We start from the raw sequence: 11620 nt of genomic DNA on the forward strand, positions 1-11620 counted from the left end.
GTCAGCCAGCCACGGGATAGGAACCGAGAATTTTCAGGAAGGAGGCGTTATCTTGCGCCTGCGCCAGGGCAGCCGCCACCTTTTCCTCTTGCCGGTGCCCTTCCACGTCGACAAAGAATAAATACTCCCACAAGCCCATGCGAGACGGCCGCGATTCCAGGCGCGTCATCGACACGCCGTGTTGGGCGAAAGGTGCAAGCAACATGTGCATGGCACCGGGCCGGTTTCGGGTAGACATGATGAGGGAAGTCTTATCGCGCCCGGAAGGTGCCGAATCCTGCTCCGCCAGCACCACGAAACGCGTGGTGTTGTTGGGTTGGTCTTCGATGTTCTCAGCCAGTAAGTTGAGGCCGAACAATGACGCCGCCGAGCGGCTACCGAGAGATCCCGCCGCGCTATCCAGACTCGCTTGCTGGGCGGCCTCGGCGTTGCTCACGACGGCCACTCGCTCGGCCCTAGGAAAATTATGATTGAGCCATTCGTGGCATTGGGCGAGGCTTTGCGCATGCCCGAGAATGCGCGTGATGGTGCCACGATCAGCGGCCTTGCTCATCAGGCATTGATGCACGGGCAACACTACCTCGCCGCAGAGCTTGACGGAACTCGTGGCCAGCAAGTCCATGGTCCGCCCGATGGCGCCTTCCGTGGAGTTCTCCACCGGCACAACCCCGTAGCGCACCTGCTTGGCCTCGACCTGGCGGAACACTTCGTCGATGGATGCGCATGGCACGCCCTGGGCGGAAGATCCATAGTGCTTGCGAGCCGCGTCCTCGCTGAAGGTGCCACGGGGCCCAAGGTAGCCCACGGCCAAGGGTTCTTCGACCGCACGGCATGCCGAAATGACCTCGGTGAAAAGGGCGCGCACCGCCTCCGCCGGCAAGGGACCGGTGTTGAGTCCTTCCAGGCGGCGCAAGACTTGTGCTTCGCGCTCCGGACGATAGATGACGCCGTCGTTCTTCAGGGTGCCGATTTCATGCGCCGTTCGTGCGCGCTCGTTCAGGAGCCGCAGCAATTCCGCATCGATGCGGTCGATGCGCTCGCGCAGAGGTTTGAGCGGCTCGGACATTTATCCGCCGGCCGGTAGATACCGCACGGCGAGCACCCCCTTGATGCCGCGCAATCGATCGGTGACCGCGCTCGGTGGCGCGCTGTCCACGTCCACCACCGTATAAGCCATCTCCCCTTTGGACTTGTTGATCATGTTGTGGATGTTCAAGCTGGCGGCAGCCAGCGTCGTGGAGATTTGCCCCAGCATGTTAGGCACATTCGCATTGGCGATGGCCAGGCGGTAGGGCGATTCGCGCGCCATCACCACGTCCGGGAAATTCACGGCATTGCGCACGTTCCCCTCTTCCAGGTAATCGCGCACTTGGTTCACCACCATCACGGCGCAATTATCTTCCGCTTCCTTGGTGGAGGCCCCTAGATGAGGCAAGGCCACCACCTGGGGGTTACCCAGCAAGGCCGCGCTGGGAAAGTCGCACACGTAAGTGCCAAGCCGCTTTTGCGCCAAGGCTTGCGCCACGGCGGCGTTATCCACGATCTCCGCGCGCGCGAAATTGAGCAATACCGCGCCGTGTTTCATCAACTCCAGGCGCTTGGCATCGATGAGGTGGCGCGTGGCCGCCACAATGGGCACATGCAGGGTCACGAACTCGCTGGCGCGTAGCACTTCCTCGATGCTATGAGCCTTCTTCACTTGCGAGGGCAAGCTCCAGGCGGCGTCCACGGTGATATCCGGATCGAACCCCAACACCTGCATGCCGAGCCTGATGCCCGCATCGGCCACTAGGCTACCGATGCGGCCCAATCCGATCACGCCCAGGGTCCGGTGGGGAAGCTCGATGCCGGCATAGTGTTTCTTGTTGTCTTCCACGGTCTTGTCCAAATCGCCCTCCACGCCTCGCAGTCCGTCGACGAAGCGCGACGCCGGCACCAGATTGCGAGCTGCCAGGAGCATGCCCGCCAGCACCAATTCCTTCACGGCATTGGCGTTGGCCCCCGGCGCATTGAAGACGGGGATACCGCGCTGGCTCATGGCGGCCACGGGAATGTTGTTCGTCCCTGCCCCAGCGCGGCCGATGGCCATGGTCGAGCGCGGTATGGTCATCTGATGCATGTCCTGCGAGCGCACCAGTATGGCGTCGGGATCCTCCATCTTGTTGTCCACGGAGTAATGCTCGCCGGGCAACAATTTGAGGCCTGCATTGGAGATGAAATTGAGCGTCAGAATGCGCAGTTGCCTGGCCATTAGCGGTGCCCTTGCTGGATTTCGAATTCGCGCATGAACTCCGCGAGGACCTTCACACCTTCCATGGGCATGGCATTGTAAAGGGATGCGCGCATGCCGCCCATGGAACGGTGGCCCTTGAGCTGCAATAATTTTCTGGCTTTCGCTTGCTTCAGGAATTCCTCATCCAAAGCTTCACTAGCCAAGGCAAAGGGCACATTCATGCGGGAGCGATCCTGCTTGGCAACGGGACTTTTGTAGAAGTGGCTGGCATCGAGCAAATCGTAGAGCACCTGAGCCTTCGCGATGTTGTGCCGCTCCATGGCCGTTAGGCCGCCCAGGCGCTTCAACCACTGAAACACCAGGCCAGCCACATATATGGCGTAGGTCGGAGGTGTGTTGTACATGGAATCGCTTTCCGCCTGCACTTTGTAGTCGAGCATGGAGGGCGTTCCAGGCAGCACCTGCCCGAGTAGATCCTCTCGCACGATGACCAAGGTCAAGCCCGCCGGCCCCATGTTCTTTTGCGCGCCGGCGTATATCAAGCCAAAGCGCGACACATCGATGGGCCGCGACAAGATAGTGGAGGACATGTCGCACACCAGCGGTACCTTACCCGTGCCGGGAATCCAATGGAACTCCACCCCTCCGATCGTTTCGTTGGCGGTGTAGTGCACGTAGGCGGCGTCCGTGTCCAAGCGCCAGCGCTCTTGCGGTGGCGCATAGGTGAACTTCGCGTCCTCGCTGCTGGCGGCGATGTTCACCTGGCAGTATTTCTTCGCCTCGCCAATGGCCTTCTTCGCCCATTCGCCGGTGTGGATGTAGGCGGCTTTTTGCTTCCCGCGCAGCAAGTTCATGGGAATGGCCGCGAACTGCAAGGTCGCGCCGCCTTGGAGGAATAGGACCTTGTAATTCGCGGGAACGGAAAGTAATTCGCGCAAATCCTGCTCGGCCTGAGCCGCGATGGCCATGAACTCCTTGCCGCGGTGGCTCATCTCCATCACGGAAGTTCCACAGCCATGCCAATCCAGCATTTCGTCGCGGGCTTGCTCAAGCACTTCCCGGGGCAGCACCGCCGGCCCCGCGCTAAAATTAAAGGCCTGCATTATTCTTCGCCTGGATCGTTGCCCTGATCCTTTTCCGGGTTGCCCCCGGCGCCTGGCTCCGAGGTGTCCTTAGCATCGTTTTCATCTACCTTGGCTTCTTCCTTTCCATTATCGCCGGGGACCGTTTCCACCACGCGCTCCAGTCCCGCCAATTTCTCGCCTTGATCCAGATCGATCAATGTGACACCTTGAGTGGCACGGCTCATCTCGCGGATTTCCGCCACCCTGGTGCGAATGAGTACGCCGCCCGTGGTAATCAGCATGACCTCATCCGTGGAATCCACCAAGCGTACCGCCACGACCTTGCCGTTGCGAGGGGAGGTCTGAATGGCGATCATGCCCTGGGTACCGCGCCCATGGCGAGTGTACTCGGTGATGGGCGTGCGCTTGCCGTAACCATTTTCGGTGGCGGTCAGCACCGTTTTGCTCTCGTCGGCGGCCGCCGCCAAGGCGATCACCCTCTGGTCCAGCGCCAAGTTCATGCCGCGCACGCCCCGGGCCGTGCGTCCCATGGGGCGCACGTCTTGTTCTGAGAAACGCACCGCCTTGCCGCCATCGGAGAACAACATGATGTCGTAGGTGCCATCGGTGATGGCGACGCCCACCAGGAAATCCCCCTCATCCAGATCCACGGCAATGATGCCGCTTGGCCGGGGACGGGAGAATTCCGATAACGGGGTCTTCTTGACGGTTCCGAACGCCGTGGCCATGAACACGAAATGCCCGTCGTCGAAGGTCTTGACGGGTAGCACGGCGTTGATTTTCTCACCGGGTTCCAGGGGAACCAGATTGCCAATGGGCTTGCCCCGGCTGGCGCGGGCACCTTGCGGCAATTCGTAAACCTTCAACCAATACAGACGCCCGCGGCTGGAGAAGCACAGGATGTAGTCGTGGGTGTGGGCGGAGAACAACTGGTCGATGACGTCGTCTTCCTTGGTGGCCATGGCTTGCTTGCCACGCCCGCCGCGGCGCTGGGCGCGGTACTCCGACAGGGGCTGCGCCTTGAAGTAACCCGTGTGCGATAGCGTTACCACCATGTCGGTGGGCGTGATCAAGTCTTCCAGTTCGATGTCCTGAGCGTCGAACACGATCTCGCTGCGGCGCTTATCGCCATAGAGGCGCTTTACCTCGCCCAATTCCTCGGTGATGATGGCGGTGATCCGCTCTGGCTTGGCAAGTATATCCAGCAACTCGGCGATGACTTCCATCACCTCGCGGTACTCGCCGACGATCTTGTCTTGTTCCAGCGCGGTCAAGCGCTGCAATTGCATTTCCAGGATGCGCTGGGCTTGGGCTTCCGAGAGCCGGTAGCCGCTGCCGCCGTTCAACCCGCCTTGCCAGCCGAAATGGGCTGGCAGGCCCTCCGGCCGCGCCTGATCGGAGTGCGACCGCGCCAGCATTTCCTCAACGAGGGAGGAACGCCACAAACGTCCCATCAATGCTTGCTTCGCCTCGCTGGGCGAGTTGGAGGCCTTGATGAGGGCGATGATCTCGTCCACGTTGGACAGAGCCACGGCCAAGCCTTCCAGAATGTGGCCGCGCTGGCGTGCTTGGCGTAACTCGAACATCGTGCGCCGCGTCACCACCTCGCGCCGGTGGCGCAGGAAAGCTTCCAAGAGGGACTTCAGGTCCAGCAGCCTGGGCTGGCCATCCACCAGGGCCACCATATTCATGCCGAACGAATCCTGGAGCTGCGTCTCCTTATAGAGATTGTTCAGCACGATCTCCGGGCTCTCGCCGCGCTTGAGTTCGATGACCACGCGCATGCCGGACTTGTCCGACTCGTCGCGAATCTCGGAGATGCCTTCCAGGCGCTTCTCGCGCACCAGTTCGCCAATGCGAATGAGCAAGTTGGCCTTGTTGACCTGGTAGGGCAGCTCGTCAACGATGATAGCTTGGCGCACACCCTTGTCCATATCCTCGGTGTGGGTGCGGGCGCGCATGATCACGCGCCCGCGGCCCGTGCGATAGCCTTCCCTCACGCCTTGCACGCCGTAGATGAAACCGCTGGTGGGGAAATCCGGGCCGGGAATGATGCGAATCAATTCATCCAAGGTGGTATCGGGATGCGCCAACAAGGCCAAGCAGCCGTCCACCACCTCGTTCAAATTATGCGGCGGAATGTTGGTGGCCATGCCCACCGCGATGCCCGTGGAACCGTTGACCAATAGGTTGGGGATCTTGCTGGGCAGGACGGAAGGCTCTTGTTCCTTGCCGTCGTAGTTGGGGACGAAATCGACGGTTTCCTTGTCGATATCCGCCAACAACTCGGAGGAAATCTTGGCCAGCCGGCACTCCGTGTAGCGCATGGCCGCCGCGTTATCTCCGTCCACGGAACCGAAATTTCCCTGGCCGTCGATCAGCATGTAGCGCATGGAGAAATCCTGCGCCATGCGCACCAGCGTATCGTAGATGGCGTTGTCGCCGTGGGGATGGAACTTACCCATCACCTCACCCACCACGCGGGCGCATTTGACGTAAGCGCGGTTCCAGTTGTTGTTCGACTCGTGCATCGCATAGAGAACGCGGCGGTGCACGGGTTTGAGCCCGTCTCGAACATCGGGGAGGGCCCGTCCCACGATCACGCTCATGGCGTAATCGAGATAGGACCGGCGCATCTCTTCCTCGAGACTTACGGGAATAGTTTCCTTGGCGAATGGCTCCATTCAGCGGCGAAATTTAAGAGGCAAGAGAGAAATACATGGAGTATTTATGGGAACGAACGCCCGGTTCCCGAGTGCGGGTCTGGGCATCGTGATTCACCCCGGCGCTCGTTGATATCCACGACACGGGCATGACGGGAACATTGCGAATGCGTAACCCTTGTCCCGTTCAAAGGATGGAAGTTTAGCATGCGAGTCCGCGTATCCGCGTACCGCGTGAGAACTGTCGCCCGTACCGAACGCGGGTGTTGTTTCATTGCAATTTCATCCAGGGGAAAAAACCTTTGTGCTATGCTTAGGCTCTCTCCGAGGAAGCTCACCGGCAGCACGTCTTCCGCAAGAGGGAGCAGCCACAGCGAAGTCATAAAGAGAAACGACGGCGGCGCGATGACCATCTCGCACCCAAAGTTGAGCGCGAGATGATTGCCCAAATCATTGCACGTCTGGCGCCCTGACCCGATTACCTCATAGAGAGTAGCCATGAGACCCTTCAGCCTCAAAAAAACCATCACCCACGCCACCGTATTGTCCGCGCTCTTTCCATCGGTGGCGGCGCTGTCCCAGCAATTACCAGTGGGTTTTTACGGGAAGATCACCACCGTCTCGGCGGGGGCGGCGGCAATTCTTGGTCATGAATTGGTCCCCGCCGGCACAACCCTGCAAGATCCGGCTAAAGCGCCTTCTCGTGGCGGCTATGTCTACGATAGCTTTAACTCGGTGGTTCGCTCTGGCGTGACACGCGAATGCGTGAAGCATGGTTTGTGGAGTTTGGAAGCCGCCACGCCGGATTGCGAACCCTGGTTATTCGCGGCGCCAGCACCCGCCCCGGAACCCAAGGCCGCCGTGGCGCCTGCTCCAGCGCCCAAGGCAGCGCCTCCTGCTCCCGCGCCCGCCCCGGCGGCGTCCAAGGACGAAGGCTTCCCCGAATGGATGGGGCCGGAGGAGGCTGCGTTGGGGATAGTGCCGCTCTGGGCCGAGGACGGGATCGAACCCGAGGATGCCGCCGGCGAGCTGGATTTAATTGGCGCCTCATTGGTCTACTTTCACGACTGGGATGATACGGACACGGGAGACGACCGCATTGGCGCGCCTATTTCGCACGACGACAACGATGGCATGGATCATCTTTCCGCGAACCAATGGCCTGCTGATCCCCATGCCTCGGGCGATCAAGAGCCCGAGGCCGCCAGCAACGATCACTGGGTACCCGCGCCTGAGGAAGAAAAGGCAGAGGAACCCGGACATAGCATGCTGGAGTTCAAGGAAGAAGAGCAATGGCCCGGCGAGCACCATGCAGACGCCCAATCCTGGGAGCAAGAGGATACGAGTTGGCTGATTCCCAATCCGCTTCCGGAAGGCCCCGCCGATGAGATGATTGGCCGTTACGAGGAAGACAGTAAAGAGCCCGACGATGCCATCGTGGGCCATTCCATCTATCACGAGGATGGCAGCAGCGGTGCCGCCGCGGTGGAGGACGACATTAGCTTTCCTAAGCACTACGCGGAAGAAGAAGTCTCCGAGGAACCGGAACCAGAGCAAATGGCGGTTGCCCCTTACAAGTCACCTTACGACTACCACCCTTTCGCGGAAGCCGCCGATGACGACGAGGAGGAACAACAACCATACTCCGCCGACTACAGCAAGGTGCCAACGGCGAAGATGGAGCCCGCTCCGGCCAAGCCTCCCGCGAAGCCAGCACCCGCGGCGGAAGAAGAACACCTCATGACCGTGGTGTTGAGCGCCGATGCGCTGTTCGATTTCGACCGTTACGTATTGCGCCCCGCCGGCAAGAATAGTCTGGATGATTTCGTCGCCGCACTCCAAGATGTCAAGTGGGGCCAGATCCTCGTGGTAGGCCATTCCGACCGGTTAGGGAGCGCCAAGTACAACCTGCGCTTGTCCGAGCGCCGGACGCAAGCCGTGCGTAAGCAGCTTATCGCAAAAGGACTGGACGGCAAGAAAATCAAGGCAGAGGGCAAAGGCAAGGCCCAGCCCGTTTCCAGCGGCTGCGTGGGAACCAAGCGAACCAAGGAACTCATCGCCTGCTTGCAACCCGACCGGCGCGTGGAGATCTTCGTCGACGAGAAGCGGGAAGTGAAGATCACCAAGCCCGTCAAACCTAAAAAGTAACTCACTCGCTTCACCATGAAAGCCCTGCCCTTTTGGCAGGGCTTTTTTCTTGCGGATCTCCCATGGAAGCCATTGACGAACTCATCAGAGCGCGCTGGATCATCCCCATAGAACCCCATGGCGCGGTGCTGGAGTATCACGCCGTTGCGGTAAAAGCAGGCCGCATCGTGGCGCTATTGCCCGAGGAAGCCGCGACACAGCGTTTCACGCCCAAGTCTCACACTACCCTGCCCCATCACGTGCTGATTCCCGGGCTGGTCAACCTGCACGCACACTCCGCGATGACCCTGATGCGAGGGCTCGCCGATGATCTGCCTATGATGACGTGGCTCAATGAACATATCTGGCCAGCCGAGGGTAAGCACGTCTCCTCCGAGTTTGTCTACGACGGCACGCTGCTGGCCGCTGCCGAAATGGTGAGAGGCGGCACCACCTGCTGCAACGATATGTATTTTTTTCCCGAAGATGCCGGGCGCGCCTTCGCCGAGTCCAAGATGCGCGCGGCGCTGGGCCTCATCGTGATCGATTTTCCCACGGCCTACGCCAACGACCCCGCGGATTACTTGCACAAAGGGCTGGCCATGCGCGATGCGCTCAAACACGAGCCCCTGCTGTCTTACTGCATCGCGCCGCACGCACCCTATACGGTGGGCGACAAGACCTTCGAGCAGGTGGTGACGCTCTCCGATGAACTCGATTTGCCTATCCACCTGCACGTTCACGAAACGCAGGACGAAATTCGCGAGAGCGAAGCCAAGTACGGCACGCGCCCGCTCGCACGCCTACACCGGCTAGGATTAGTAGGGCCCAACCTCATCGCCGTGCACAGCGTGCACCTCTCGGCGGGCGAGATCGAACAGTACGCGGCCTTGGGCGTGAACGTTGCCCACTGCCCGTCTTCGAATTTGAAACTCGCCAGCGGATTCGCGCCCACCCCTGCCCTCCTGGAGGCCGGAGTCAATGCGGGCCTAGGCACCGACGGTGCCGCCAGTAACAACCGCCTCGATATGTTTCAAGAAATTCGCACCGCTGCCCTGTGCGCGAAGGCGCTCTCGGGGCGCGCCGAGGTCCTCGACGCCATGACGGCACTTCGCATGGCAACCCTGCATGGCGCACGCGCCTTGGGGCTGGAGAAAGAGATCGGCTCCATCGAGGCAGGCAAATCCGCCGACCTGTGCGCGGTGGCCATGGATAGCCTGGAGCTAGTCCCCTGTTACCATCCCGCTTCCCACTTGGTATACGCTAGCGGGCGCGAGCATGTGAGCGACGTGTGGGTGGCTGGAAAGCGTCTTCTGCATAACCGCCAACTCACGCAAATGGACGAAGCACGGCTAAAAGCCAAGGCATCCCTGTGGCAAACCAAACTGATGGCAAACGCATGAGCACGACCCTCAACGCCTATCCACACGAGCTAGAAAAATTCAGCGAGCTGGCCCACCGCTGGTGGGACCCGAATAGCGAATTCAATGCCTTGCACGACATCAATCCCCTGCGCCTGGGATTCATCGACCATGCCGCCCGCCTCGCCGGCAAGAATGTGCTCGACGTGGGCTGTGGCGGGGGCATTCTGTCGGAGAGCATGGCCGCGAAAGGCGCGCGCGTCACCGGTATCGACTTGTCGGACAAGGCCCTTAAAGTGGCGCAGTTGCACTTGCTGGAGAGCAAACTCGAAGTCACCTACCGCGCGGTGGCCGTGGAAGCGCTCGCTGAAGAAATGCCAGGCCATTTCGATGTCGTGACTTGCATGGAAGTGCTCGAACACGTGCCGGAACCCGCACGCCAGATCAAAGCCTGCGCGCAATTGCTCAAACCCGGGGGCCATGCCTTCTTCGCCACCATCAACCGCAACCCGAAGAGTTTTCTCTTCGCGATCATTGGGGCGGAATACCTCCTGAACCTGCTGCCCAAGGGCACCCACGAATACGCCAAGTTCATCAAGCCCTCGGAATTGTGCGCGGAAGCGCGCGCCGCCGGACTGAGTATCGAACAACTGGCTGGAATGACCTACAACCCGCTCACCAAGGTCTATACCCTGGGACGGGATACGGACGTCAACTACATCGTCCACGCGCGAGCTCCATAAACCGTGAGCAAACCGGTGCGGGCCGTGCTGTTCGACTTCGACGGCACCGTGGCCGATACGGCACCCGACCTCGCCTACGCGCTCAACGTCATGCGCGCACAACGCGGATTGGAAGCCCTCCCCCTCAACCAACTGCGCGTCCTTGCTTCCGAGGGCGCGCGCGGCATGCTGCGCCGGGGATTCGACCTGCATCCTCACCACGAGGGCTACGGCCTCATGCGTGAGGAGTATCTGAGCATCTACGAAGCCAACATGCTGCGCGAAACCAATCTATTCGGCGGCATGGCCGAATTATTGGATGCCCTCGATGGGCGGGGGATCGCCTGGGGAATCGTGACTAACAAAATGGAGCGCCTGGCTGTCTCCCTAATTGGCATGATGGGATTGGCCCAACGCGCGGGTTGCATCATCGGCGGGGACACCACGGGCAGACCCAAGCCCGCGCCCGATCCGCTCTTCGAGGGCGCGCGCCGGGTCGCCGCCGATCCGCGCGATTGCCTGTATGTGGGCGATGATTTGCGTGACGTACAAGCGGCCCTCGCGGCCGGCATGGAACCGGTCGTTGCCCTGTATGGATACCTGGGTAATGACCAACCTCCCGAACAATGGGGGGCATCTAAATACCTCAAAGATCCAGGCGAGCTCTTGAATTATCTCTAGAAGGCGCCACCTTCTGCGATAATAGCTTTGTCGATAAAAGCGGCGCTCGGTTATAAACGCGCTCTGTCTTCTATCCTCAGTCCTCAGTCTTCAGAACCGGGGGCGCCCTGGGTTCGACGTGGGTCACGAAGCATGACAGTGCATGTCAAGGTCCAGTCACCTTGTAAATCCGCTGGAAAACGATAGTTGCCAACGACGATCGTTACGCTCTAGCCGCCTAACACCGGCTAGACTCCGCCCCAGTTTGCCCGTGGGCTGGTCTGAACCCGCAAGGGGGATGAGCGCGGAGTCATATACATGGGATCGCAATGTGCAGGGCTACTTTGCACGGCGCTAAATCCAAGGTAGCTCGCCCGATAACAGCCCGCCGGCCAGCGGTTAAAGGGTTAAATTAAAAGGCTAGGCTAAGCATGTAGTGCTGTCTGTGTAGGGCTTGCGGACGCGGGTTCGATTCCCGCCGCCTCCACCATTAATACCCCCAATGGGGTTCAACGCCGTCCAAGTGACGGCGTTTTTCTTTTGTCCTCAGTCTATTGACCGTCTAGCAGGGTCTTGCACCGTCCCAAGACTTCCGCGTATGATGGGGGTATTGACGGGGGTATTATGGAGAATCGAACCGAACGAATAGCTGCATCTGGGGGTATCAGAGGAAAGCTCACGGACAAGGCCGTCAAAGCCTTCGTAGGGAAAGGGCTGTGTGGCAAGAAGCTCGCTGACGGCGGCGGGCTACACCTGTTCATCACCCCGG

8 protein-coding genes and 1 other RNA gene are annotated in these 11620 nt (G+C 60.3%); 5 read left to right on the forward strand and 4 right to left on the reverse strand.

Annotated elements, in window-relative coordinates; translation table 11 throughout:
• Position 1: 1 nt before the first annotated feature.
• From pheA to gyrA, 4 genes are read right to left on the reverse strand one after another with little or no spacing between them, the layout of a single operon-like run.
• On the reverse strand, positions 2–1066 hold the full coding sequence (gene pheA / locus EXR36_08115) for a prephenate dehydratase (GenBank protein MSQ59595.1): 1065 nt from the start codon (positions 1064–1066) through the stop codon (positions 2–4).
• Positions 1067–2251, reverse strand: a complete 1185-nt coding sequence (locus tag EXR36_08120; GenBank protein ID MSQ59596.1) for a 3-phosphoglycerate dehydrogenase — start codon at positions 2249–2251, stop codon at positions 1067–1069. It lies immediately after the preceding gene.
• The gene (serC, locus tag EXR36_08125; GenBank protein ID MSQ59597.1) at positions 2251–3336 is read right to left on the reverse strand and encodes a 3-phosphoserine/phosphohydroxythreonine transaminase; all 1086 of its coding nucleotides are present in this window, start codon (positions 3334–3336) and stop codon (positions 2251–2253) included. The genes EXR36_08120 and serC overlap by 1 nt, the downstream gene beginning before the upstream one ends.
• Positions 3336–6002: a DNA gyrase subunit A gene (gyrA, locus tag EXR36_08130; protein MSQ59598.1), complete on the reverse strand. Its 2667-nt coding sequence runs from the start codon at positions 6000–6002 to the stop codon at positions 3336–3338. The genes serC and gyrA overlap by 1 nt, the downstream gene beginning before the upstream one ends.
• Positions 6003–6479: 477 nt before the next feature.
• On the opposite strand from gyrA, the gene EXR36_08135 reads away from it, so the two are divergent.
• The 5 genes from EXR36_08135 to ssrA all read left to right on the forward strand — a co-directional run bounded on the left by EXR36_08135 (position 6480) and on the right by ssrA (position 11341).
• Positions 6480–8129, forward strand: a complete 1650-nt coding sequence (locus EXR36_08135) for a hypothetical protein (GenBank protein MSQ59599.1) — start codon at positions 6480–6482, stop codon at positions 8127–8129.
• 62 nt (positions 8130–8191) lie between these two features.
• Complete coding sequence (locus EXR36_08140) at positions 8192–9511, forward strand: TRZ/ATZ family hydrolase (protein ID MSQ59600.1); 1320 nt, start codon at positions 8192–8194, stop codon at positions 9509–9511.
• Positions 9508–10212 (forward strand): bifunctional 2-polyprenyl-6-hydroxyphenol methylase/3-demethylubiquinol 3-O-methyltransferase UbiG, encoded by a 705-nt coding sequence (gene ubiG / locus EXR36_08145; protein ID MSQ59601.1) that lies wholly within the window; start codon positions 9508–9510, stop codon positions 10210–10212. Before EXR36_08140 ends, ubiG begins: the two co-directional genes overlap by 4 nt.
• Before the next feature lie 3 nt (positions 10213–10215).
• Positions 10216–10872, forward strand: coding sequence for an HAD family hydrolase (locus EXR36_08150; protein ID MSQ59602.1), 657 nt, complete (start codon positions 10216–10218; stop codon positions 10870–10872).
• A gap of 98 nt (positions 10873–10970) precedes the next feature.
• Positions 10971–11341, forward strand: a transfer-messenger RNA (tmRNA) gene (gene ssrA / locus EXR36_08155).
• The last annotated feature ends 279 nt before the right edge of the window (positions 11342–11620 follow it).

The organism is Betaproteobacteria bacterium (genome assembly GCA_009693245.1).
Classification (GTDB): Bacteria; Pseudomonadota; Gammaproteobacteria; order Burkholderiales; family SHXO01; genus SHXO01.

Excerpts from the sequence above, each read along its gene's own strand:
- gyrA (MSQ59598.1), bottom strand. The coding sequence starts at position 6,002 with ATGGAGCCATTCGCCAAGGAAACTATTCCCGTAAGTCTCGAGGAAGAG.
- EXR36_08135 (MSQ59599.1), top strand. The coding sequence starts at position 6,480 with ATGAGACCCTTCAGCCTCAAAAAAACCATCACCCACGCCACCGTATTG.
- EXR36_08140 (MSQ59600.1), top strand. The coding sequence starts at position 8,192 with ATGGAAGCCATTGACGAACTCATCAGAGCGCGCTGGATCATCCCCATA.
- serC (MSQ59597.1), bottom strand. The coding sequence starts at position 3,336 with ATGCAGGCCTTTAATTTTAGCGCGGGGCCGGCGGTGCTGCCCCGGGAA.
- pheA (MSQ59595.1), bottom strand. The coding sequence starts at position 1,066 with ATGTCCGAGCCGCTCAAACCTCTGCGCGAGCGCATCGACCGCATCGAT.
- EXR36_08120 (MSQ59596.1), bottom strand. The coding sequence starts at position 2,251 with ATGGCCAGGCAACTGCGCATTCTGACGCTCAATTTCATCTCCAATGCA.
- ubiG (MSQ59601.1), top strand. The coding sequence starts at position 9,508 with ATGAGCACGACCCTCAACGCCTATCCACACGAGCTAGAAAAATTCAGC.